Source organism: Streptacidiphilus sp. MAP12-33, from assembly GCF_041261265.1.
Taxonomy (GTDB): domain Bacteria; phylum Actinomycetota; class Actinomycetes; order Streptomycetales; family Streptomycetaceae; genus Streptacidiphilus.
Genome location: NZ_JBGCCA010000035.1, coordinates 89,252 through 113,266 on the forward strand (window position 1 = coordinate 89,252; position 24,015 = coordinate 113,266).

A 24,015-nucleotide genomic window follows, 5' to 3' on the forward strand; every position below is an offset into this window, starting at 1 on the left:
CCCTCGCGTTCGCGCCGTGCTCACCCCCCGTTCGCGGGGGGTGTTCGGTCGGATGTCGCTGCCACGTTGACTGATGTTTGCATGTATTAAGGTATGAGCTGCAAGCAATCTCATAATCGAACGTGCGTGCCGCGGTCAACAGCGGGGATCGGCACCCTCACGAACAGGTCATGATCAGCGCCTTGAGTACGCCCGACGTCAGCGTCATCGTCATCGTCTTCAACGACGCCGAGCGCCTTCCACGAGCAGTCCAGTCCGTACTCGACCAAACCCTCCACAGCGTGGAGGCCGTGATCGTCGACGACTGCAGCACAGACGGCAGCTTCGAGGTCGCCCAGCGGCTGGCCGCCCAGTACCCGGGCCGGGTGCGGGCGTTCCAGCTGCCCGAGAACAGCAAGGGCTGCGGCGAGCCACGCAACCGCGGCATCGCCGAGGCACTCGGCACCTACGTCATGTACCTCGACAGCGACGACGAGCTCGAGCTCAACGCCTGCCGGAACATGGTCGAGGCCGCCGAGCGCACCGGCGCCGAGCTGGTGTCGGGCCTCAGCACGCAGATCTACATCGACACCCGCAACCAGCGCGAGCAGCCCTGGTACCGCTGGCTCTACCAGCGCCACCAGGTGCTGGAGGACGTCGCCGAGCTGCCCGACCTGTTCGTCTTCGACACCCTGTCGACGAACATGTGCTACCGGCGCGACTTCCTCCTCGACAACAAGCTGACCTTCGTCAAGGGTCTGCTCTACGAGGATCTGCTCTACTCGGCCCAGGCGTACCTGGCCGCCGACCGCATCGCCCTGATCCCCAATCAGGTCTACAAGTGGTACATGCGGCAGAACGTCGCCAAGGCGGACAAGTCGATCACCAACCGGCGCGACGAGATCCGCAACTTCTCGGACCGGATCGAGATCCACCGCCGCATCGACGCCCTGCTCGCCGAGAAGGGCAAGACCGGGCTGCGCCGCCACAAGGACCTCAAGTTCCTCAAGCACGACATCCCGCTCTACCTGCGCGAGTTCCCGCAGCACGGCCCGAAGTGGCAGCACCAGTTCGCCGAGCTGAGCCGCGAGTACCTGGCCACCATCCCGTACGACGTCTTCGACGAGTGCCAGCCGGTGCACCGCGTCTGCGCCTACCTCCTGATCAAGGAGGACTGGGCGAACCTGCTCCCGGCCATCGACTGGCTGCGCAACCCGCGCAAGACCCCGATGCCGCTGGTCGAGCGGGACGGCCGGATCTACTTCTGCGCCGAGCACCTCGACGACGAGGTCGGGCGCCGCATGCTCGACGTCACCGAGGTCGGCTTCCAGGCCCGCAGCCTGGGCGAGTCGATGCTGCGCACCCAGCTGCTGAGCTGGGAGCCGCAGGACGGCAACGCGGTCAGGATCACCGGGCGCACCGTCAACGCGCTCGGCCTGATCCCGCAGAAGGCGCAGCTCTCCGGCCGGCTGGAGGTCAAGGCCCGCCGCAAGGGTCTGCAGACCTTCTCCTTCCCGGTGACCTCGTTCACACACCAGGGCGACTACGTCGAGTGGGAGTCCACGCTCGACATCAGCAGGACCCTGCGCCCGCTCGGCCTGGTCGACACCATCTGGGACGTCTGGCTGAACCTCGGCGTCGACAAGCAGCGCACCCGACCGCCGCTGTCGGTGGACCAGCTGGACCTCGACGGCGTCTTCGCCGCCCGGCCCCGGCTGACCCGGCTGCTGGCCGACCGCCTGGAGCCCGAGGTCTCCCGCCCCGGCCACCTGGCGTTCCAGCTGACCGCCGTCGGCCCGGCCGCGAGCAAGGGCCGCGGCCTGCTCTTCGACCTGATGAGCGGTCCGGTCGGCAGCCCGCTCAAGCGCTCCGCCAAGCGTGTGCTGCAGGCGCGTCGCGACCTGGGTGCCGCGGACACCAAGGTGGGCTGGTACCACCGCGCGATGACCCGGATGCCCGTCAAGAAGGGCCTGGTCGTCTTCGAGAGCCACCTCGGCAAGCAGTACAGCGACAGCCCGCGCGCCATCTACGAGGAGATGCGCCGCCGCGGCGTGCCGTTCCACGCCGTCTGGTCCTACGAGGGCACCAAGCCCCCCAAGGGCTTCCCCAAGCCCGGCAAGGACGTCGAGGTCGTGGAGCGCTGGAGCTGGCCGTACCTGTACGCGCTGGCCCGCGCCGAGTACTGGATCGACAACCAGGGCTACCCGCTGGCGCTGCGCAAGCGCCCGGAGACCACCTACATCCAGACCTGGCACGGCTCCGCGCTCAAGCGCATGGGCTTCGACATGGCCGAGTACCGGATGCAGCCGCGCCACAAGCAGGACGAGTACCAGCAGGCGCTGGACCGGTTCGACCACTTCGTGGTCCGCACCGAGCACGACGTGGACACCCTGGTGCGCGCCTACCGGCTGCCCGAGTCCAAGGTGCTGCGCGTCGGCTACCCGCGCAACGACGCCCTGGTCGCGGCCCGCCGCGAGGAGGTGCTGACCGGAAAGCGCGAGCGCGGCCCGGTGGCCAAGGAGCTGGGTATCGACCCGGCCCGCACCATCGTGCTGTACGCGCCGACCTTCCGGGAGAAGGCCCCCGAGCTGGTGCTCGACCCGGTCGCCTTCGCCGAGCGCTTCGGCGAGGACACCACCCTGCTGGTGCGCTCGCACTACATGCAGCGCCTGGCCGTGCCGCGCACCCTCAAGGGCAAGGTCGTCGACGTCACCGACTACCCCGACATCACCCCGCTGCTCGGCCTCGCCGACGCGCTGGTGACGGACTACTCGTCGGTGATGTTCGACTACGCGCTGCTGGACCGCCCGATGGTGTTCTACGCGTACGACTACGAGGAGTACGCGGGCGCCGCCCGCGGCACCTACTTCGACCTGCGCGAGGCCGCGCCGGGTCCCTTCGTGGAGACCCAGGAGCAGCTCTTCGACGCGATCGAGGGGGTCCGCAACGGCGCCGACGCGGACGCGGAGAAGCGTCGCGCGTTCGCGAGCAGGTTCGGCGAGTACGACGAGGGCCGCGCCGCGGCCCAGATCGTCGACAGGTTCTTCGGCCCGGCGGCCGGCACGCAGCAGAAGGGCCAGCAGGCATGAGCACGAACGCCGCCGTGGGCACCGGCCGTGACGTCTTCATCATCTCCAACAGCGTCGACGAGCTCGGCGGTGTCACCACCTGGTCCCACCAGCTGGCCCGGATGCTGACCGAGCGCGGGCACAGCGTGCACGTGCTCGGCATCTGCGACACCGACACCCCCGCCGACCTGGGCCCGAACCTGCCCTACCCGACCACCACGCTGCACCCGGGCAAGGTCCCCTCGCCGTTCCACCCGCGCGGCGTCAAGCAGCGCCTGAAGGTCTCCGGCTACGCCCGCAACGCGCAGCGCGAGGCCGCGATCCGCGGCATGAAGACCAAGCTCGAAGCGCTCTTCGCGGCGGCCCGGCCCGGCGCGATGATCATCGTCACCCAGGTCTGGGCGATGGAGTTCGTCCGCCTCGCCGACCGGAGGAACATCCCCCTGATCGGGATGAGCCACGAGTCGTACGAGTACTCCAAGGACTCCTCGCGCTTCGCCCGCGTGAAGAAGTACTACCCCGAGGCCGACCGCCTCCTGCTGCTCACGCAGGAGGACGCCGACCTGTGGATCCTGGAGAAGCTGAACAACGTCGGCTTCATGCCCAACCCCCTGCCGGTCTGGCCGGAGGTGCCGTCGAAGCGGGAGACGAAGACCGTCGCCTGCATCGGCCGCCTGGACGACCAGAAGGGCATCGACATGCTGCTCGACGCCTGGGCGGTGGCCGCGCCGCAGGCGCCGGGCTGGACGCTGAAGCTCTACGGCAGGGGCGAGGACGAGGCGGAGCTGAAGGCGCAGTGCACGCGCCTGGGCCTGGACGGCTCGGTCGAGTGGATGGGCCAGACCTCCGACGTCCCCGGCGCGCTGCGCGACAGCAGCGTCTTCGTCCAGTCCTCGCGCGGCGAGGGCTTCCCGCTGGCGCTGCTGGAGGCCATGGCCTTCGCCGTCCCGTGCGCCGCGTTCGACTGCGCGCCGGGCGTCCGCGAGATCATCCGTGACGGTGTGGACGGCCTGCTGGCCGCACCGGGCAACACCGCGGAACTCGCCCGGCAGCTGGTGCGGCTGACGTCGAACCAGGACCTGCGCGACCGCATGGGCGAGGCGGCCCGGGTCAACGTGGCGCGCTACTCCAAGGAGACGATCCTGGAGAAGTGGGAAGAGCTGTTCGCTCTGCTCGAGCGGTAACCCCTCAGGAGCACGGGACGACGACAGGGCCCCGGCGGGAAGCCGGGGCCCTGTCATCGTCTCGTGGCCGAGTTCACCGCCACCGCGACGACTGTGGTCACGGAGAGCGTGCGGGCCATTCGGCGACAGTGAGGGACAGCCCGCGTTCCGCTCAGGGCGTCAGCGGTGCGGGGGTGCGGTCGGCCAGCGGCACGAACGGCATCGGGGTCTGCTCGCCCAGGAACACGGTGCGGACGACCCGCTCTGCCGCCCGGCCGTCGTCGAACTCGCAGAAGCGCTCCCGGAACGCCTGGCGCAACGCCGTCGACTCCGCGTCGCGCCACGCGCCACCGAGGAAGACCTCCGCGAGCTCCCCCTCGGTCCTGGCCACCGCTCCCGGCGTCTCGCCGGGCTTGCCGGAGACGAGGTCCAGGTAGACGCCGCGGGTCTCCCGGTAGACGTCCCAGTCGTCCGCGAAGACGACGATCGGGCGGTCCAGGTTCGCGTAGTCGAACGTCAGCGACGAGTAGTCCGCGATCAACGCGTCGGCGGCGAGCGCCAGCTGCTCGATCGACGGATGCCGGGAGACGTCGACGACGCGCGCGCCCGACAGCTTGGCGCCCGAGTCGTAGGAGTAGTGCGCCCGGTGCAGGATCACGTACTCCTCGCCGAGCCGCACGGCGAGCCTCGCCACGTCCAGCTGCGGCTCGTAGCCGACCCGGTAGTCGCGCATCGTCGGCGCGTACAGCAGCGCCTTGGCGCCCTCCGGAATGCCGAGCTCGCGCCGGGCCGCGCGGACCTGCTCCGCGCCCGCCGTCACGTAGACGTCGTTGCGCGGGTAGCCGGCCTCCAGCGTGCGGTAGTGCGCCGGGTAGACGCGCTCCCAGATCAGCGACGAGAAGCGGTTGGAGCTGAGGCTGTAGTCCCAGCGGTCGATCCGCGTGAGCAGCTTGTCGAAGTCCATCGTCAGGCCTGCCGCAGGGTAGTCGCGCAGGTCCAGGCCCATCTTCTTGACCGGCGTGCCGTGGTGCGTCTGGACGTGCACCGAGCCGGGCCGCTTCTTGGCGCTGTCGGGGAAGTTGACGTTGTTGACCAGGTAGCGGGCGCGCGCCATGGCCTCCCAGAAGCCGCGTGACCCCGGCGCCACGGTGGTGTACCCGGCCGGGACGTCCCGCTTGCGGCCCGCCTCGACGACCCACACCGTCCGCATGTCCGGGCGCAGTTCACGCAGCTTCGCCTCGATCGCGGCGGGGTTGCACGCCGGGACGCGGTTCCAGTACGCGGCGAAGACCGCCAGGTCGTCGTCGATCGGCAGCTGACGCTGCACCTGCGCGAAGCCGCCGACCAGCGGGCGGGAGATGGCCCGCTTCACCCCGGGCTGGGCCGCGACCGCGGCGTTCTTCGCGCGCCGCACCACGTCACCGACGGCGCTCGCCTTGAACGGCATCGACACCTCGATCGCCGCGGCGCCCTCGGGACGGTGCCGCTGCTCGGCCTCGGTGGCCTTCGCGAAGAACTCGCGGCGGTCGCCCATCGGCACCCGGTCCGGGTGTGAACCGATCGCGCGCAGGTGCTCGACCATCCGGCGGTGCAGGAACGGCCGCCACGAGTGCAGCTCGGGCCGGGCGTCGACGAAGGCGAAGACCCGGTCGTACTGGTCGAAGATCTCGAAGTGCTTGCGCGAGGTGGTCGCCAGGATGTTGCCGCCCATGCGGCGCTGGCGGTAGTGGACGACGACCCGGTCCAGCAGCGCGATCGTCTCCGCGGCCAGCGTGGTCGGGTAGGTCCACGGGGTGTCCTCGTAGTACCCGGGCGGGAAGGTGAAGGCGTTCCGCTCGACGAACTCCCGCTTGAACGCCTTGTTCCAGACCACCATCAGCATCCGCAGCAACTGCTCGCGCTCGGCGGTGCCGAACGCGTCCGGCGCGGCCTGGCACTCGCGCAGCATCGCCGAGTCCTGGTTGCGGACCACCCGGCCGTCCCAGAAGGTGCGGGCGTAGTCGAAGACCAGGATGTCCGGCCCACCGGTGGCGTCGAGCCGGTCGGCGATCGCCGTCAGCGAGCCGGGGGTGAGCGTGTCGTCGCTGTCCAGGAAGATCAGGTAGTCGCCGGTGGCGACCTCCATGCCGGCGTTGCGGGCGCGGCCCAGGCCGACGTTCCCGGGGAGGTGCAGCACCCGCACCCGGGCGTCCCGTTCCGCGTACTCGTCGAAGATCCGCCCCGACCCGTCGGGTGAGGCGTCGTCCACACCGATCAGTTCGAAGTCCGCGAACGACTGGTCGAGCACGGACCGCAGGCACTCGCCGAGGTAGGCCTGCACGTTGTAAGCGGGGACGATGACACTGAACCTGGGCACGGTTCCCGACCCTACTACGCTGGGCAGAAGCCGTAGTCGCGCACCGGGCGCCACACCTCGTCGGCGCCGAAGCGGTAGAGGCTGAACCCCTCCGCTGTGAACCGCGCCTCGAAGCCGCGCAGGTCCGCGTGGGCCCGGTCCAGCGCCTCGGCCGGCACGTCGTGGGCGACGGTGACGTGCGGGTGGTACGGGAAGGCGAGTTCGCGGGCGAGCGGGCCGGAGCGCACGGACGCCTCCAGCGCCCGGCACTCGCGCACGCCCTGCTCCAACTGGACGAAGACCACCTGCGACACCGGCCGGAAGGTGCCGGTGCCCCGCAAGGACACCCGGAACGGCCGATGGCCCGCGGCGGCGCGCGCGAGGTGGCCGTCCACCTCGGCCAGCGCCGCCGACGGCACCTCGGTCGGCGGCAGCAGGGTCACATGCGTGGGGATGCCGTGCGCCTGCGTGTCGCCGTACCCGGTGCGCGCGTCCTGGATCAGCGAGCCGTACGGCTCGGGCACCGCGAGGGAGACCCCGATCAGGACGCTGCCGCCTATGACCCCGTCGCCGCCCATGCTCAGAGCGCCACCGGGGGCAGGAAACCGATCCGGTCGTAGGCCTGCGCCAGCGTCGGCGCGGCCACGGCCCGGGCCTTCTCCGCACCGCGCGCGAGGACCTTGTCCAGCTCCGCCCGGTCGTCGAGGTAGGTGCGGGTGCGCTCCTGGATGGGGGCGACCCACTCGCTGTAGTAGTCGGCCAGCTCGGTCTTGAGCGCGCCGTACATCTTGCCCTCGAAGTGCTCCACCAGCTCCTCGACCGAGCGGCCGCTGATCGCGGAGTAGATGGAGAGCAGGTTGGAGACGCCCGGCTTCTCCTTCTCGTCGTAGACGATCACGGTGTCGGTGTCGGTGACGGCGCTCTTGAACTTCTTGGCGCTGCCCTTGATGTCGTCCAGCAGGCTGATCAGGCCCTTGGGCGAGGAGGCGGACTTGCTCATCTTCGCCGCCGGGTCCTGAAGGTCGAAGATCTTGGCCGTCTCCTTGGGGATGTACGGCTTCGGCACGGTGAAGGTCGCCCCGAACCGGCTGTTGAAGCGCTCGGCCAGGTCGCGGGTCAGCTCCACGTGCTGGCGCTGGTCCTCGCCGACCGGCACCTGGTCCGCCTGGTACAGCAGGATGTCGGCGACCTGGAGGATCGGGTAGGTGAACAGGCCGACGGTGGTGGAGTCCGCACCCTGCTTCGCCGACTTGTCCTTGAACTGCGTCATCCGGGAGGCCTCGCCGAAGCCGGTGAGGCAGTTCATCACCCAGGCCAGCTGCGCGTGCTCCGGCACGTGCGACTGGACGAAGAGCGTGCAGCGCTCCGGGTCCAGGCCCGCGCCGAGCAGCTGGGCGACCGAGACGCGGGTGTTCTCACGCAGCACGGCCGGGTCCTGCGCGACGGTGATCGCGTGCAGGTCCACGACCATGTAGAACGCGTCGTGCGACTCCTGCAGGGCCACCCACTGGCGCACCGCGCCGAGGTAGTTGCCCAGGTGGAAGGAGCCGGACGTGGGCTGGATGCCCGAGAGCACGCGGAGACGGTCGTTGGCCATGCGCTCATTCTCGCAGGTGGGCAGGCGATCTTTCTCGTGTCTCCGAGGGGCGGACGGCCACCGCGCGGCTCGGACACCAGTCCGCCCGCCACCTCGGCCCGGCCCCGCGCGTTGTTCACCGTGGTGGACCAGTGACGACGCCGGGAGGATCGGCCCCGATGACCCCACCCCTGGTGACGGTGATCACACCCGTCCACGACACCCGGGAGTACCTCGACGCCTGGTTCGCCACCCTGCGCGCGCAGACGACGGCGCCCGGGGAGCTCCAGGTGATCGCCGTCGACGACGGCTCCACCGACGGCAGCGGCGAGGAGCTGCGCCGCATCGCCGCGGCCTGGCCCGAGACCGTGACGGTGCTGAGCCTCCCCGACCGCGGCGGGCCCGCCCGCGCCCGCAACGCGGCGCTGCGCGAGGCGCGCGGCCGGTACGTCTTCTTCCTCGACTCCGACGACCGCCTCGGCCCGGACGCCCTGCGCCGGCTGACGGCGACCGCGGAGCGGGTCGGCTCGGACGTGGTGGTCGGCAAGGTGGTGGGCGTGAACGGGAGGTGGGTCTCGCCCGAGCTGTTCCGCGAGACGGCGACGGACGTGCGCTTCCCCGGCGCCTCGCTGGCCTGGTCCCTCTCCCCGGCCAAGCTGTTCCGCCGCGCGCTGCTGGAACGTCACGGCCTGCGCTTCCCCGAGGAACTGCCCGTCTACAGCGACACGCCCTTCGTGCTGGAGGCGTTCTTCCGGGCCCGCCGGATCTCGGTGCTGGCCGACTACGACTACTACTACCTGCTGGCCCGCGACGACCGCAGCAACATCACCACCCGCTCCCGCCTCACCGACCGCCTGCGCGGGACGACCGCGGGCGTCGCCGTCGCCGTCCGCTTCACCGCGCCGGGCGCGGTCCGGGACGAGGTGAACGACCGCTACATCCGCAGTGACGTGGTGAACCTGTTCGGCCGCGAGTTCCTGGCACTGGACGGCGCGGAGCGTGAACAGCTGGTCGCGGCGGCGGGCGAGCTGGTCCGTTCACATCTGACGGACCCGATCCGGGCGCGGTGCAACGAGTCGCAACGGCTCAAGCTGCACTGCCTGCAGCACGGGTTCACAACGGAACTGACCGCCCTGGTCCGCCACGAGTGTGAACACGGCACGCTGCCGCAGGCGGTCACGGCGACGGCGTCCTGGGCGGCGGACGGCTTGCGGGTCCACACCTCGCGTCCCCTCCCCGGCCTGGTGCCGGAGCCGGTCACCTGGCTGTCGGGCGCCGTCGGCCGGGTCGCCAGCGGCGACGAGACGATCGTCCCGCTGCGTGAGCTGCTCCCCCGTCAGCGCAACGCGCTGCGCGTGGAGGCGACCTACGCGGGGCGCGCCGTCGACGGCCCGATCGCCCTCGACCCCGGCCTCGGCCAGCGCCGCGTCTGGCGCGGCGGCCGCTGCTACCGGGTCACCCCCTCCCCCGGCCCGCAGGGAGAGCTCCTCGTCCACGTGGCCCCCATCCGGCTCCGCCGGGTGATACGGCTGCGACTGCGGCGCATCGTCCGCCACGGCCGGGTACCGCTCCGGTAGACGGCCAGCCCCGTCCGAGGGCCGGCCCGGTCAGGGAGCGAGTACCGGGATGAGTGCCTCAGCCAGCTCCGCCACCGCGGCCGTCCCGCCCCGCGGCGAGGTCCGGACCAGCCTCGTGCTGCTCGCGCTGACCCTGACCGCGGGAGCGGTCGACGCGGTCACCTTCCTGGGCCTCGGTCATGCGTTCGCCGCGCTCACCACCGGCAACGTCCTGCTCCTCGGCTTCGGGGTGTCCCGGACCGCCGCCACCCCCGTCGCCCGCCCCGCCGAGGCGCTGGCCGCGTTCGCGGCCGGGCTGATCGCGGCTCACGCCCTGCTGGCCCGCCTGAAACGGCGCGAACAGCGGTGGTTCGTCGGCGGCCTCGCGGTCGAGGTCGCGCTGCTGGCCGTGGCCGGCCTGTTCGCCGTCGGCACGAGCGGCTCGGCGCACCTGTCCGACCACGCCCAGGCCGTGACAGTCCTGCTGCTCGCCGGGGCGATGGGCTGGCGCACCCGGGTGCTGCTGGAGGCCGGGATCCCCGAGATGCCGACGACGGTCCTGCAGATCGCCCTGGCGAAGACGGTCACCGAGTTCCTCACGACCGGTCTCCGCGGGCCCGCCGAGACACGACTGGCCCGGGCCCGGCGCGCCGCCACCATCCTCGGCCTCTTCGCCGGCGCCGCGCTCGGCGCGCTCCTGCTCCGCCTCGGCCCTGGCCCCGCGCTGCTGTGCCTTGCCGCCTTCGAGGCCTGCGTCGTCACCGCCTACTCCCGCACCCCCCGCCTGCGGCCACCCGCGTGAGCCGGTTGCCCTACCCGGGGGCGCGAGGCTCTGCCGATGTGCGGCTCCGCCGCGTCTGCGCGACGAGCCACCGACATGCGGGTGGTCCTCATCGCGCAGGGCCATCCGCACAGGGGCTTTCTCGCGCCCACGCAGGGGCACCTCGGGGCACCTCCCGGCCGAAGGCCGGGAGAGGAGCCGCGGATCGGCAGAGCCTCGCCCCCTCAGGGCTACTCCGTAGCCCCGGACGGCGGAGCCGTCACGCGGACGCGGTCGACGCGGCGGCCGTCGAGGCGGGCGACCTCCAGCAGGTAGCCGTCCTCCGTGGTGATCCGGTCACCCACCAGCGGCAGGCGCCCCAGCTCCGCGACGAGGTACCCGGCCACCGTCTCGTACGGGCCCTCCGGGAGTTCCACCCCGGTCTCCTCCTCGAAGTCGCCGAGGTTCAGCAGCCCGTCCACCTCGATCGAGCCGCCCGCCAGCCGGCGCGTGGTCGACAGCTCCTGCGAGTCGTACTCGTCACGGATCTCGCCGATGACCTCCTCGACCAGGTCCTCCAGCGTGACGATCCCGGCCGTGCCGCCGTACTCGTCCACCACGATCGCCAGGTGGTGGCCCTCGTGCCGCATCTCCGACATGGACGGGAGCACCCGCTTGGTCGCGGGCAGCAGCTTCACGGGGCGGGCGATGTCGCGGACCGCGCCGATCGCGTCCGCGCGGTACAGGTCGCGGACGTGGACGAAGCCGACGACCAGGTCGTAGGAACCGTCGACGACCGGGTACCGCGAGTGCGGGTACGCCCGCACCTCGTCGCGGACCTCCGCGACCGTCCGCGACGCGTCGAGGAAGGTGACCTCGGTGCGCGGCACCATCACCTCGCGCAGCTGCCGCTCGCCCGCCGCGAAGACCTCGCCGATCAGCTGGCGCTCGTCCGAGCCGAGCTCGGTGTTGGCGGCCACCAGGCCGCGCAGCTCCTCGGGGCTCATCGCGTCACGGCCGGCCTTGGGGTCCCCGCCGAGCAGACGGACCATCAGGTTGGTGGAGACCGACAGCAGCCAGATGACCGGGCGCAGCACCCGCGAGATGACGTCGACCAGCGGCGCCGCCGCCAGCGCGATCGACTCGGCGCGCTGCAGGCCGATCCGCTTGGGGGTCAGCTCGCCCAGTACCAGCGAGACGTAGGAGATCAGCAGCGTCAGCAGGACCAGGGCGAGAGCGTCGGCCACACCGCTGTCCATGCCCCAGCCCACGAACACCGGCGAGAGCTTCTTCGCCAGGGTGTCCGCGCCGAACGCCGCCGACAGGAAACCCATGCAGGTGACGCCGACCTGCACCGAGGCGAGGAACCGGTTGGGGTCCGCGGCCAGGTGGGCGGCCCGCGACGCGCGCTTGGTGCCGCGCTCGGCGAGCGCGCGGATCTGGCCCTCACGCAGGGAGATCAGCGAGATCTCCGCGACGTTGAAGATCCCGCCGATGAGGATGAAAACAAGGACCAGCCCGGCGTCGCTCAGCGTCTCGCTCACCGGGCCAGTGTAGGGACCGCCGCCGCCCGTCCCGGACCGCCTCCGGGGCGGGCGGCCGACGCGCCCGCCGGACGACCTACCGGACGGCCAGGCCCGGCGCCGGGTGGGCGTCCATCAGCGCCTTGACCTCCGCGCGGACCTTGGCGACCGTCTCCTCGTCGCCGGTCTTCGCCGCGCCCACGACCAGGTCGATCCAGGTCGCCACGGTGGCCATCTCGCTCGCGGGGATGCCGCGCGAGGTCAGCGCCGGGGTGCCGATGCGGATGCCGGACGGGTCGAACGGCTTGCGGGTGTCGTAGGGGACGGTGTTGTAGTTCACCACGATGCCCGCGCGGTCCAGCGCCTTCGCCGCGACCTTGCCGGGCACGTCCTTGCCGCTGAGGTCCACCAGCAGCAGGTGGTTGTCGGTGCCGCCGGAGACCAGCTCGAAACCGCGGGCCGCGAGCTCCTCGCCGAGCGCCTGCGCGTTGGCCACCACCTGGTGGGCGTAGGCGCGGAAGTCCGCGCCGGACGCCTCCTTCAGCGCCACCGCGATCGCCGCCGTGGTGTGGTTGTGCGGGCCGCCCTGCAGACCGGGGAAGACGGCCCGGTCGATCGCCTTGGCGTGCTCCTCGGTGGAGAGCAGCATCGCGCCGCGCGGGCCGCGCAGCGTCTTGTGGGTGGTGGTGGAGACGACGTCCGCGTGCCCGGCCGGCGAGGGGTGCGCCCCACCCGCGATCAGGCCGGCGATGTGCGCGACGTCGGCCACCAGCACCGCACCGACCTCGCGGGCGATATCGGCGAAGCCGGGGAAGTCGACGGTGCGCGGGACGGCCGTGCCGCCGCAGAAGATCACCTTGGGCCGCTCGGCCAGTGCCAGCTCGCGCACCTTGTCCAGGTCGACCCGGCCCCCCTTCTCGGAATTCGCAGCCCGCTCCACGCCGTACTGCACACCGCGGAACCAGCTGCCGGTCGCCGAGACGCCCCAGCCGTGGGTGAGGTGGCCGCCCATCGGCAGCGCCATGCCCATCACCGTGTCGCCTGGCTTGAGGAAGGCCAGGTAGACGGCCAGGTTGGCGGGCGAGCCGGAGTAGGGCTGCACGTTGGCGTGGTCCATCGCGAACAGCGTCTTGGCCCGCTCGATCGCCAGCGACTCGACGAGGTCGATGTTCTGCTGGCCCTCGTAGTAGCGCTTGCCCGGGTAGCCCTCGGAGTACTTGTTCTGCAGGACCGTGCCGGTCGCCTCCAGCACAGCGTGGGAGACGTAGTTCTCACTGGGGATCAGGCGCAGCGTGTCGGCCTGCAACTGCTCCTCGGCGACGACCAGCGCGGCGATCTCGGGGTCCACGTGGGCGAGATGCGACATCTCAGCTCTCCTCCGGGTCTCTGCCCGGCTCTACGTCCGTCGTAGGCCGGTCCGACCCGGCTGCCCAGGCGTACGGCAGTCCGGCGGTGGTGCGCCTCGCCGCTCCCTCGGGGTCCGTTCCCCGTGCGCCAGTCGCGACCCGTTCAGCCTACAAGGCGGCTAGTCTGCGGCGGTGGAGACGCTCACGGATCGAGACTTCTACCCCGCCTGGCACGACGCGCTGGTCCTGCTCAACCGGGACCTGGCCGCGAGCGAGCCGGAGGCGGAACCCTTCGCCCTGCTGCTGAACGAGTACGGCGTCTACGTCGGCTTCCCCTCCTGGGGCGCGCAGGGCAGCCCGCTGCCCGAGGATCCGGAGGCCGGGCTCCACCAGGTCGCCGACGCGGCGCAGGAGTCGGCGATGGAGCACCTGTGGCGGGTCTGGCCGGTCTGCCCCGACCACGGCTTCGGCGTGCACCCGCGCACCGAGGACGGGCAGGTGCTGTGGTGGTGCGCCGGCCGCGGCCCGGACGAGGGCCACGGAACGCCGGTGGGAACGTTCGAGGCCCGGCGGGCAGTGAGCCGCCGGGCCTCGAAGCGAAGGCGTGGAGAGGTCAGCTGAGACCTGAGCCTCAGATGAGACCGAGCTCCTTGACCGCGTCGCGCTCCTCGATCAGCTCCTGGACGGAGGCGTCGATGCGGGTGCGGGAGAACTCGTTGATGTCCAGGCCCTGGACGATCTCGAACTTGCCGTTCTTCGCGGTGACCGGGAAGGAGGACATGAGACCGGCCGGCACGCCGTAGGAGCCGTCGGAGACGACACCGGCGGAGGTCCAGTCGCCCTCGGCGGTGCCGTTGACCCAGGTGTGCACGTGGTCGATGGCGGCGTTGGCGGCCGAGGCGGCGGAGGAGGCGCCACGGGCGTCGATGATGGCCGCGCCACGCTTGGCGACGGTCGGGATGAAGTCCTCGGCCAGCCACTTCTCGTCCGCGATGGCCTCGGCGGCGTTCTTGCCGGCGACCTCGGCGTGGAAGATGTCCGGGTACTGGGTGGCGGAGTGGTTGCCCCAGATGGTGAGGCGCTTGACCTCGTCGACGCCCACGCCGAGCTTCTTGGCCAGCTGCGCGACGGCGCGGTTGTGGTCCAGGCGGGTCATCGCGGTGAAGCGGTCGGCCGGGACGTCCGGGGCGTTGTTCTGGGCGATCAGCGCGTTGGTGTTGGCCGGGTTGCCGACGACCAGGACACGGATGTCGTCCGCGGCGTTGTCGTTGATCGCCTTGCCCTGCGGGCCGAAGATGCCGCCGTTGGCGGAGAGCAGGTCGCCGCGCTCCATGCCCGCCGTGCGCGGACGGGCGCCGACCAGCAGGCCGATGTTGGCACCGGCGAAGCCCGCGTTCGGGTCGTCGAAGATGTCGATGCCCTTGAGCAGCGGGAAGGCGCAGTCGTCGAGCTCCATGGCGGTGCCCTCGGCGGCCTTGACGCCCTGCGGGATCTCCAGCAGACGCAGCTTCACCGGCACGTCGGCGCCCAGCAGGTGGCCGGAGGCGATGCGGAACAGCAGCGCGTAGCCGATCTGGCCGGCCGCGCCGGTCACGGTGACATTGACGGGGGTGCGGGTCATTTCTACCTTCTCCAGCAGCAGTCGCCGACAGTTTCTCGACATCGAGAGAACCAGCGTCAGGCTATCGCAACCGGACCGGACCGGAGGCGCGGCGTCGCCACGCCTCCGGGAGTCCTTCGTCACGTTTCCGAACGCCTCAGGCCGCCCCGGCATAAACCCAGTTCACAGTGGTCTTACCGGTGCTTGCCGACAGCCGCTGTGAACGTCAGTCCCCGGTGCCGTCGCTGTGAACCATGTTGCCCAGCCGCCCGACGAACGGCAGATGAATCACCGGATCGGGGAGAGCGGCGAGCGCGAGGACGACGATCAGCGCCCCCATCAGACCCATCACCACGATGTCCGTGAACCGGCTGCGCACCGCCAGCATGCCGACCTCCGGGAGCGCAGCCCGCAGCGCAGCCCCGAGCAGCATGCCGACGCCGATCGTGACGATGCCCGCCCGCCACGCGTCCAGCGCAGTCACCAGCAACCCGACGCCGACAACCGTCAGCACCAGCACGATCGGCCACTGCCGCACCGGCACCGGCTTGTCCCGTCCGGCCGCCGCGGATCCGCCCTCGGGCCGGAACGTCCCGGTGGTCTTCACCGGCGGCCGGTGACGCGCCTTGGGCTTGCGGGCCATCGCGTCAGCATCCTCAGATACCGGCAGCACGTTCGGCCGCCTCGACGACATTGGCCAGCAGCATCGCGCGCGTCATCGGGCCCACGCCCCCCGGGTTCGGGGAGATCCAGCCGGCCACCTCGGCCACGGCCGGGTCCACGTCACCGGTGTAGACGCCGTCGACGCGGCTGACGCCGACGTCCAGCACCGTCGCGCCGGGGCGGACGTGCTCGGGCTTGATCAGGTGCGGCACACCGGCGGCAGAGACGATGATGTCCGCGCTGAGCAGGTGCTCGTCCAGGTTGCGGGTGCCGGTGTGGCACAGGGTGACCGTCGCGTTCTCGCTGCGGCGGGTCAGCAGCAGGCCGATCGAGCGGCCCACGGTGATGCCGCGGCCGACGACGGTGACGTTCGCGCCGTCCAGCTCGATCTTGTGGCGGCGCAGCAGCTCCACGATGCCGTACGGCGTGCACGGCAGGGGCGCCTCGACGCCCAGCACCAGACGGCCCAGGCTCATCGGGTGCAGGCCGTCGGCGTCCTTGGTCGGGTCGATCAGCTCCAGCACGCGCTTCTCGTCCAGGTGCTTGGGCAGCGGCAGCTGGATGATGTAGCCGGAGCAGGCCGGGTCGGCGTTGAGCTCACGCACGACGTCCTCGACCTGCTCCTGGGTCGCGTCGGCGGGGAGTTCGCGCTGGATGGAGGCGATGCCGACCTGCGCGCAGTCGCGGTGCTTGCCGCGCACGTAGGCGTGGCTGCCGGGGTCGTCGCCGACCAGGACGGTGCCGAGACCGGGGTTGACCCCCCGCGCCTTCAGCGCCTCGATCCTGGTGACGAGCTCGGACTTGATCGCTGCGGCGGTGGCCTTGCCATCGAGAATCTGGGCGGTCATGGCGCCATTCTCCCGGATCGTGGAAGCGGTCGTGGCCACCGGGCGTTCATCCGCCGGGCGGACGGGACGCGACATGGTCGCACATGGACTGTTCGGATCCGGTTGCAAATCCGCCACAACCATGTGCGGGACCTGCGAACGAGGTGGACATGTCGACGGGGGCTCGCGACGATGGGTGCCGGTAAGAACGGTAAGGGGCAAGGACGGGGGCTCGGGGGGACGTGAGCACGGGGGCTGTCACGACGACGGCTGTCACGACGGGGGCTACGGGGACTGCGGCCGCCGGGCCTGCGACCACGGGCGCAGATGCCGGCGACGGCCGGACTGTCGCCGAGGGCCGACGCGCCGTGTGGGAGCGCCGCTGGGCGACGCTCGCGGTCGGCCGCTACGGGGGCCCGCTGCGCGTGCTGCTCCGCGGCGGCGGCGCGGCGGTCGTGGCCGTGGTGGCGGCCGAGGTGCACCGCAGCCACGATCCGGGCGTGCTGTGCCCGCTGCGGCGCTTCACGGGCATTCCCTGCCCGGGCTGCGGCAGCACGACCGTCTTCATGGAGTTGGGCGCGGGGCACGTAGGTGCCGCGATCGCGGCCAACCCGGTCACCGTACTGGTCGGCCTCTGCCTGCTGCTCGCCCCGCTCGGCGGCGGCGCGCGGTGGCGGAGGTTGTCCTCACGCACCCGATGGGCCGTCATCATCCCGGCGTTGACGGCCTCCTGGCTGTGGCAACTGCACCGGTTCGGCTTTCTGCCCACCTGAGCGTCGTTCCTCTCCGATAATCTCACCGGCTGTCAGCGCTTCACCATCCATCACGCATCCCTGCCCGGAGGCACGAACATGAGCTACCCGCCCGACCCGAACAACCCGTACGGCCAGCCGCAGCAGCCCCAGCAGCCTGGTTACGGCTACCCGCAGCAGCAGCCGCAGCAGCCGCAGCAGCCGGCCTATGGGTACCCGCAGCAGCCTCCGGTGGACCCGTACGCCCAGGCCCAGCAGCAGCAGGCCTACGGCTACCCGCAGCAGCCCCAGTACCCGGGCTACCCGGTCGCCGACCCGTACGCGGGCTACGTACAGAACGCCTACGCGAGCTGGGGCTCCCGTGTGGCGGCCAAGCTCATCGACTTCGTGGTCGTGGGCCTGCTCCCGCTCATCCTGTACATCGTCGGTGCCGCCATGTCGGCGACCAGCATGACGTACGACCCCAACACCAACCAGTACACCTCCTCGGGCGGCAACGGCTTCGGCGTGGTGCTGATCCTCCTCGGCGGTCTGCTCGGCCTGGCCGGCGGTCTCTGGCTGATCCACCAGGAGGGCACCACCGGTCAGACCATCGGCAAGCGCGCCGTCAACATCCGCGTCGTGCGCGAGGCCGACGGCCAGTACCTCGGCTTCGGTGGCGCGTTCGTGCGTCAGCTCGCCCACTTCCTGGACGGCTTCGTCTGCTACCTCGGCTACCTCTGGCCGCTGTGGGACGCCAAGAGCCAGACCTTCGCCGACAAGGTCATGAACACCGTTGTCGTGAAGTCCGCCTGATCCAGGACCTCCTGACAGACGAAGGCCCGCCGCACCGAGGAGGAGCGGCGGGCCTTCGTCATGCCCTACAGGTCGGGCTCAGTGGAAGAAGTGACGCGTCCCCGTGAGGTACATCGTCACGCCGGCCGCCTTCGCGGCCTCCACCACCAGGTCGTCGCGGACCGATCCGCCGGGCTGGACCACGGCCTTGACGCCGGCCTCGGTCAGCACCTCCAGGCCGTCCGGGAACGGGAAGAACGCGTCGGAGGCGGCGTAGGAACCCTGCGCCCGCTCACCGGCGCGGGTGACCGCGAGGCGAGCGGAGTCGACACGGTTGACCTGACCCATGCCGACGCCCACCGAGGCGCCGCCCTTGGCGAGCAGGATCGCGTTGGACTTGACGGCCCGGCAGGCCCGCCAGGCGAAGGCCAGCTCGGCCAGCTCGGCCTCGGACAGCGCCTCGCCGCAGGCGAGCGTCCAGGTCGACGGGTCGTCGCCCTCGGCATCGATCCGGTCGGCCTGCTGCAGCAGCATGCCGCCGGTCACCGCACGGGTCTCCACCGCCGGCAGCGCCGGAGTGCCGCGCAGCACGCGGATGTTCTTCTTCTGCGCCAGCACCTCGACCGCGCCCGGCTCGTAGTCCGGGGCGAAGACGACCTCGGTGAAGATCGGCGCGATCTGCTCGGCCAGCGCGACCGTGACGGGTCGGTTCACAGCGATGACACCGCCGAACGCGGAGACCGGGTCGCACTCGTGCGCCTTGCGGTGCGCCTCGGCCACGTCCTCGCCGATCGCGATGCCGCACGGGTTGGCGTGCTTGATGATCGCGACACACGGCTCGGTCTGGTCGTACGCGGCACGGATCGCGGCGTCCGTGTCGGCGTAGTTGTTGTACGACATCTCCTTGCCGTGCAGCTGCTCGGCGGCGGCGATGCCCTTTCCGCTGCCGTCCACGTACAGGGCGGCGGCCTGGTGCGGGTTCTCGCCGTAGCGCAGCACGTTCTCGCGCTGGTAGGTGGCGCCGAGGAACTGCGGGAAACGCTCCTCGTCGGCCGGCGCGTACTCGCTCGCGAACCAGGAGGCCACGGCCACGTCGTAGGCGGCGGTGTGGGCGAACGCCTCACCGGCCAGACGCTTGCGGGTGGCCAGGTCGAAGCCACCGTCGGTGACGGCCTGCAGCACGTCCGCGTAACGCGCGGGCGAGGTGACCACGGCCACGGAGGGGTGGTTCTTGGCGGCGGCGCGGACCATCGACGGGCCGCCGATGTCGATCTGCTCCACGCACTCGTCCGGGCTGGCGCCCGAGGCCACGGTCGCGGCGAACGGGTACAGGTTCACGACCACGAGGTCGAACGGCGCGACGCCCAGCTCCTCCAGCTGCGCGCGGTGCGACGCAAGGCGCAGGTCGGCCAGGATGCCGGCGTGCACGCGCGGGTGCAGGGTCTTCACACGGCCGTCGAGGCACTCGGGGAAGCCGGTCAGTTCCTCGACCGGGGTGACCGGCACGCCCGCGCCGGCGATCTTCGCCGCGGTCGAACCGGTGGAGACCAGCTCGACGCCGGCCGCGTGCAGACCCTGGGCCAGCTCCGTCAGGCCGGTCTTGTCGTAGACGCTGACGAGCGCCCGACGGATGGGACGAACGTTCTCGGAGGTGGGCTGCGGCTGGTTGCTGCCTGAGCTCATTACCGAATCCTTCTGCAATGCCCCGGCGAGATGACCACCCCACCGGCGCGGTTGATGTGTTGTCCCCGCGGCGACGGTCAGGCGACCGGCACCGGGATCAGCACCCGGCGTCCGTCCACCCGGTGGCCCTCGCGGGCCATCCGTCCCACGGCGTCGACGAGCAGTTTCCGCTCGACGTCCTTGATGCGCTCGTGGAGCGCCTCGCCCTCGTCCTCGTGGTCCGAGTCGGCGACCTCGACCACGCCCTGGGCGATGATCGGTCCGGTGTCCACGCCCTCGTCCACCAGGTGCACGGTGCAGCCGGTGACCTTGACCCCGTACGCCAGCGCGTCGCGCACGCCGTGCGCGCCGGGGAAGGAGGGGAGGAGGGCGGGATGGGTGTTGACGATGCGGCCCTCGAAGCGGCGCATGAAAGCGCCACCGAGGATCTTCATGAATCCGGCCGAGACGACCAGGTCCGGCGCGTACGCGGCGGTGGTCCCGGTCAGCGCGGCGTCCCAGTCGGTGCGCACGGGGTAGTCCTTCACCCGGTGCACGAAGGTGGGGATGCCGGCCTTCTCGGCGCGCTCCAGGCCCGCGATCGCGTCCCGGTCGGCGCCGACGGCCACGATCACGGCGCCGTAGGCCGGATCGGCGGCGGCGTCGATCAGCGCCTGGAGGTTGGTGCCGGAGCCGGAGACGAGGACGACGAGTCGGGCCGGAGTCGCGGGGGCGGCGAAGTCCAGCGGTGCACTACCGGGCGCAAGAGCCACAGCTCGGTCCTTCAGGTCGGGCTCTCCGCCGTCCGGTGCCGTGTCGCGCTTCGCCTACCTCGCGCGTCATCCGCGGGTCACGCCGCCGGGCCGTACGTCGAGCTCATTCGGGTGGCCGCCGCGGGGTGTCATCCTGTGACCGGCATCCGCGTCCGCCGAACGGTGCCCGCGGTTGTCCCGCGGGCCGGACGGGAACCTCGGGAGCGCGCCGTCCGTCAGCAACTTTACCGGCAACGCGCGCGCATCCCCGCACCCGCCCGAACCGACGATCATCCTGGGGTCGCACGCCACGCGGCCCCGCCAGGTGAGAGGGTGTCCCTGCGGGCCCCTGCGGGAGGTCCGCGCACGCGCGCACAGTGCAACGGCAGGCGATCAGGAGTTACGGCGAAGACCATGGGCCACAGCGGCGACACCACCCAGACCGGCGCGACCGGCGCGACCGGCGCCGAGGCGCGGGATCCCTTCGCGCCGCCGCCCGCGGGCGCGCCCGACCGCCCCTGGGAGCCGCGCAGCCCGATCTCGCGCGCCGGCCTGGAGTCAGGCGGCCCCGGCGAGGGCCACCCGCACGACGCCCGCCCGGGCGCCGGCGTCGACCCGGGCTCCGCGACCGGCACCGGCGCGCCCCGCCCCGCCGGCGGCTCCCCTGACGGCGGGTCCAGCGACGGATCCGACGGGCCCGGCTCGTCCGGTTCGCCGGACGACCCCGGAACGCAGGGAACACCCGGCGTGCCCGGCTCGCGCGGCCGCGCCCAGGTCCCGCCGCCGCACCCGTGGAGCCCCGGCTACCAGGGTCAGCAGCCGCCGACGCCGCGCTTCCCCTACCCGCCGCCCGGTCCCCGCTACGACCCGACCGACCCGGTGTTCCGCCGGTCCCGGCTGGCGCTGCTCTGCGGCATGTGGGGCTTCTTCTTCATGGTGCTCGGCGTCCCCTACGTCACCCTGCTGCTCGGCGCGCTCGCCCTGTACTGGGGCATCAGCGCCCTGCGCGGCGACGTCAGGAAGGCCCCGGCCGCCACAGCCGGTGCGACGCCCCCCGGCGTCCAGCCGATGCCGGCCCGCCCCGGCCACTACACCCCCGCGTACAGCCCCGCACCGGCGCGGCCGCACGTCCCCGCCGCGCTGGGCGGCGTCATCGCCGGTGCGGTCAGCCTGGCGCTGGTCGCCGTGGTGTTCGGCGTGCAGCTGTACTACAAGAGCTACTACGACTGCCAGGCCAACGCCCTGACCAAGGCCGGCTACGACGCCTGCGCCACCTCGGTCTCCCCGCGCCCGCCGGCCTGGCTCACCCAGCTGAACGGCAGCTGACCCGGCCCGAGCCACCGGTCCGCCCGGACGCGGCACCCGGGCGCGGCACCTGGATCACTTCGTGGCCGGGGTGCGCCGCCACAGCCTGAACCACGGTGCCCCGGCCGTGTCCTCGACGCCCGCCTCCCAGGCCAGGCCCGGAACGACCAGGGCACCGTCGTCGTCACTCACGCCCTCGCCGTAGCGGTCCGTCTCGTCCACGGCGGCCGGACGCGTGCCCGCTCGCGCGTGCCACCAGCGCAGCAGGAACGCGGTCGGCAGACCCACGGTGCCGGTCCAGACGAAGGCCGCGAGCGCGGTCCAGCCGACGGGCGGCCCGACCACGGCCAGGGCACCGTCGCCCAGCGCGCCTCCCGCCCACAGGGCGGCCGTCCCCGCCAGCAGACCCGTGCAGACCGCGGCGCCGAGCACGCGCGCCGCCAGGGACGCCGCACCGCGCGACGGGACCGGCGGCCCCTCCCCGGCGCCCGCCTCCTCCAGCGCGGGTACCGCCCCGTCCGTGCCCGGCCCCGTCCCGATCCCTGCGCCGATCCCTGCCCCTGCCCCTGCCTGGAGCCGCGCCCAGAACCCCGCCTCGGTCTCCGCTCCCGTCCCCGCTCCCGTCTCCGTCGCGGAGGCCTTCGCGACGTCGCGCCCGTCACGGCCCGCCGACCCCGCGTCGCGGCCCAGCGCCCAGCCCACCACCGCGCCGGCGGCGAGCGGCGCGGCCAGCGCCGCCAGCCCGAGCGCCGAACGGCCCGGCGTGGGCGCGTCCGCCAGCAGTGGCAGGGCGACCGGGGCGAGCGGCGCGGTGCCGACCGCGGCCGCGTGCCCGCCCAGCGCGAAGCCGGTGCCGAGCGCGTACGCCGCGGACCAGATCACGGCGTTGGGCAGCAGCACCACGCAGAGCAGCAGCAACGACAACCGACCGACGAGATCCGGCGCGAGCAGCGACGCGAGCGTCCCGACGGCGCCGAGGTGGACCAGCATCGAGACGCCGAACACCACCGCGCCGCCGCCCAGCAGGGCGAGCGCACCGGCGAGCCCGGCGCGCAGCGCCTCGTCTCGCTCGGGCGCGAAGGTGCGCGCCCGCTCCAGCAGTCGGGCCAGGCCGCCGTCCGGCGCCGGGACCGGCCAGACGCCCAGCCACTCGCCGCGCGTCCTGACCACCCGCCAGGCGGCCACGACACCCCACTCGCCCGTGGCCCGACGTGCGCCCGCCATCGCCGCGAACAGCGCGAGCAGCGCCGCCCAGAACAGGTCCGGCAGCGGCTCGGTCCTCGGCGCGCTGCCAAGCCCCAGCAACGACGCGGGCACGGCGACCGCGAGATACCCGGCCACGACCTCGCCGCGTCGCCCGGTGCGCGCCGCCGCCTGCCACACCAGCCCGGCGGCCAGCGCGGTCACCAGCAGCGGTGCCACGCCGAGCGTCGCGTGCCCGGCGGGCCCGTCCCATCGCAGTGGCCCGCCGTGCCCGAGCAGCCACAGGGCCGCCGCGAGTCTCGGTACGGCCGTCAGATCCCCGTCGGCATACGGGGTCGCCACCCACAGCAGCAACACGGGCACCGCGACGATGCCCCACCCCGCTGCGGCCGCGCCGGCACCGGCGAGCAGAGCGGGTCGGTCCAAGAGCGCCATGCTCCAGATTCGGCACGTGACACGCCCGATCTGTCGCAAAACATGCAGTTGTCACTCTTTGCTCCAACAATTCATATATGCGACTGAGCCTCACCGTGGCCTCGACGACCCCTGCGGGGCTCGCATGACGCCGCCTGCCGACTCCCCCAACAGCCCACGTTCCCGGACCAAACGCCAAGCGCAGGCCGCCCGCCGCGCCGCGTCCCGCCCCCGCGCGACCACCCCGCCGCCTCTTCCGCTGACACCGTCCGTACGCGGCAGCGAGGCTGACGCACAGCCAGCATCGACGCCCCCCACCGGGCACCCAGACCCGGCGCAGCGCCGGGTACCCGGCACCCCGTCAGACCCCGCCATGACGGGCGCCTCCGGCGCCCCGGCTGCGGCTGCGCTTCCGGCGGCGGCCTCGGCTCCTGCTCCGGCTCCTGACGGTCTGACTCCCCTGGCGCCCGCCGTGTCGGGCACGCGCGCGCCCGACACGGCAGAGCGGGCCACCGCAGCGAGGTCCGGGGCGGCGTCCCCGGCGAAACCCACCTCGGTCGACGCACCGTCAGCGCAAGAACCCCTCAGTGCCCGTCGACCTCTGACGGCCTCCCCCGCTCCCACCCCCACCCCCACTCCCGCAAGCCCGCTGTCGCCGCCGGAGGACGCCCCCTCGGCGAAGGGCACCCGCACTCCTCGGGGTCGCGCGGGTCTCGTGAACCGGGCCGAACGGGCCGAACGCGCCGAACCCATCACC

At 72.2% G+C, this 24,015-nt stretch carries 19 protein-coding genes; 8 read left to right on the forward strand and 11 right to left on the reverse strand.

Annotated features, from left to right (window positions below):
* Positions 1-182 precede the first annotated feature (182 nt).
* Both ABH931_RS29950 and ABH931_RS29955 read left to right on the forward strand, forming a co-directional pair.
* The gene (locus ABH931_RS29950) at positions 183-3,068 is read left to right on the forward strand and encodes a CDP-glycerol glycerophosphotransferase family protein (protein WP_370119999.1); all 2,886 of its coding nucleotides are present in this window, start codon (positions 183-185) and stop codon (positions 3,066-3,068) included.
* Positions 3,065-4,231, forward strand: coding sequence for a glycosyltransferase (locus ABH931_RS29955; RefSeq protein WP_370120001.1), 1,167 nt, complete (start codon positions 3,065-3,067; stop codon positions 4,229-4,231). The genes ABH931_RS29950 and ABH931_RS29955 overlap by 4 nt, the downstream gene beginning before the upstream one ends.
* Before the next feature lie 151 nt (positions 4,232-4,382).
* On the opposite strand, the gene ABH931_RS29960 is transcribed toward ABH931_RS29955, so the two are convergent.
* Genes ABH931_RS29960 through trpS form a run of 3 tightly spaced genes read right to left on the reverse strand, consistent with a single transcriptional unit; the run spans position 4,383 to position 8,142 of the window.
* Positions 4,383-6,566: a CDP-glycerol glycerophosphotransferase family protein gene (locus ABH931_RS29960; RefSeq protein ID WP_370120004.1), complete on the reverse strand. Its 2,184-nt coding sequence runs from the start codon at positions 6,564-6,566 to the stop codon at positions 4,383-4,385.
* A 14-nt stretch (positions 6,567-6,580) separates the two neighbouring features.
* A complete protein-coding gene (locus ABH931_RS29965) occupies positions 6,581-7,123 on the reverse strand; it encodes a 2'-5' RNA ligase family protein (RefSeq protein ID WP_370120007.1) in 543 nt (180 codons plus the stop codon).
* Positions 7,124-7,125: 2 nt separating this feature from the next.
* Entirely contained in the window at positions 7,126-8,142 is a 1,017-nt protein-coding gene (trpS, locus tag ABH931_RS29970; protein WP_370120009.1) for a tryptophan--tRNA ligase, read from the reverse strand.
* A 158-nt stretch (positions 8,143-8,300) separates the two neighbouring features.
* Between trpS and ABH931_RS29975 the strand changes: the two genes are divergently transcribed.
* Both ABH931_RS29975 and ABH931_RS29980 read left to right on the forward strand, forming a co-directional pair.
* Positions 8,301-9,698 (forward strand): glycosyltransferase family 2 protein, encoded by a 1,398-nt coding sequence (locus ABH931_RS29975; RefSeq protein WP_370120012.1) that lies wholly within the window; start codon positions 8,301-8,303, stop codon positions 9,696-9,698.
* 49 nt (positions 9,699-9,747) lie between these two features.
* Complete coding sequence (locus tag ABH931_RS29980; RefSeq protein WP_370120013.1) at positions 9,748-10,479, forward strand: DUF1275 family protein; 732 nt, start codon at positions 9,748-9,750, stop codon at positions 10,477-10,479.
* A gap of 209 nt (positions 10,480-10,688) precedes the next feature.
* Here ABH931_RS29980 and ABH931_RS29985 read toward each other — a convergent pair whose 3' ends face one another.
* On the reverse strand, positions 10,689-11,981 hold the full coding sequence (locus tag ABH931_RS29985) for a hemolysin family protein (RefSeq protein ID WP_370120016.1): 1,293 nt from the start codon (positions 11,979-11,981) through the stop codon (positions 10,689-10,691).
* 76 nt (positions 11,982-12,057) lie between these two features.
* Positions 12,058-13,326, reverse strand: a complete 1,269-nt coding sequence (gene glyA, locus ABH931_RS29990) for a serine hydroxymethyltransferase (protein WP_370120018.1) — start codon at positions 13,324-13,326, stop codon at positions 12,058-12,060.
* A gap of 172 nt (positions 13,327-13,498) precedes the next feature.
* Between glyA and ABH931_RS29995 the strand changes: the two genes are divergently transcribed.
* Positions 13,499-13,927 carry a hypothetical protein gene (locus tag ABH931_RS29995; protein ID WP_370120021.1) on the forward strand — a complete coding sequence of 143 codons (429 nt, stop codon included), beginning with the start codon at positions 13,499-13,501 and terminating at the stop codon, positions 13,925-13,927.
* Positions 13,928-13,937: 10 nt separating this feature from the next.
* On the opposite strand, the gene ABH931_RS30000 is transcribed toward ABH931_RS29995, so the two are convergent.
* The 3 genes from ABH931_RS30000 to ABH931_RS30010 form a co-directional block, all read right to left on the reverse strand.
* Positions 13,938-14,927, reverse strand: coding sequence for a malate dehydrogenase (locus tag ABH931_RS30000; protein WP_370120023.1), 990 nt, complete (start codon positions 14,925-14,927; stop codon positions 13,938-13,940).
* Between the two features lie 205 nt (positions 14,928-15,132).
* The gene (locus tag ABH931_RS30005; protein ID WP_370120025.1) at positions 15,133-15,549 is read right to left on the reverse strand and encodes a DUF3017 domain-containing protein; all 417 of its coding nucleotides are present in this window, start codon (positions 15,547-15,549) and stop codon (positions 15,133-15,135) included.
* Positions 15,550-15,562: 13 nt separating this feature from the next.
* Positions 15,563-16,417, reverse strand: a complete 855-nt coding sequence (locus ABH931_RS30010; RefSeq protein WP_370120028.1) for a bifunctional methylenetetrahydrofolate dehydrogenase/methenyltetrahydrofolate cyclohydrolase — start codon at positions 16,415-16,417, stop codon at positions 15,563-15,565.
* A 347-nt stretch (positions 16,418-16,764) separates the two neighbouring features.
* Here ABH931_RS30010 and ABH931_RS30015 point away from each other — a divergent pair, with 347 nt between their 5' ends.
* Positions 16,765-17,169 carry a DUF2752 domain-containing protein gene (locus tag ABH931_RS30015; RefSeq protein ID WP_370120031.1) on the forward strand — a complete coding sequence of 135 codons (405 nt, stop codon included), beginning with the start codon at positions 16,765-16,767 and terminating at the stop codon, positions 17,167-17,169.
* A 78-nt stretch (positions 17,170-17,247) separates the two neighbouring features.
* A complete protein-coding gene (locus tag ABH931_RS30020) occupies positions 17,248-17,943 on the forward strand; it encodes an RDD family protein (protein ID WP_370120034.1) in 696 nt (231 codons plus the stop codon).
* 78 nt (positions 17,944-18,021) lie between these two features.
* Here the strand turns inward: ABH931_RS30020 and purH are convergent, their stop codons facing one another.
* Together purH and purN are read right to left on the reverse strand one after the other, a co-directional pair.
* Entirely contained in the window at positions 18,022-19,605 is a 1,584-nt protein-coding gene (gene purH, locus ABH931_RS30025) for a bifunctional phosphoribosylaminoimidazolecarboxamide formyltransferase/IMP cyclohydrolase (RefSeq protein WP_370120036.1), read from the reverse strand.
* Positions 19,606-19,682: 77 nt separating this feature from the next.
* Complete coding sequence (gene purN / locus ABH931_RS30030; protein WP_370120039.1) at positions 19,683-20,357, reverse strand: phosphoribosylglycinamide formyltransferase; 675 nt, start codon at positions 20,355-20,357, stop codon at positions 19,683-19,685.
* Positions 20,358-20,750: 393 nt separating this feature from the next.
* On the opposite strand from purN, the gene ABH931_RS30035 reads away from it, so the two are divergent.
* A complete protein-coding gene (locus ABH931_RS30035; protein ID WP_370120041.1) occupies positions 20,751-21,662 on the forward strand; it encodes a hypothetical protein in 912 nt (303 codons plus the stop codon).
* A gap of 54 nt (positions 21,663-21,716) precedes the next feature.
* Here the strand turns inward: ABH931_RS30035 and ABH931_RS30040 are convergent, their stop codons facing one another.
* Positions 21,717-23,270 (reverse strand): DUF6350 family protein, encoded by a 1,554-nt coding sequence (locus ABH931_RS30040; RefSeq protein WP_370120043.1) that lies wholly within the window; start codon positions 23,268-23,270, stop codon positions 21,717-21,719.
* Between the last annotated feature and the right edge of the window lie 745 nt (positions 23,271-24,015).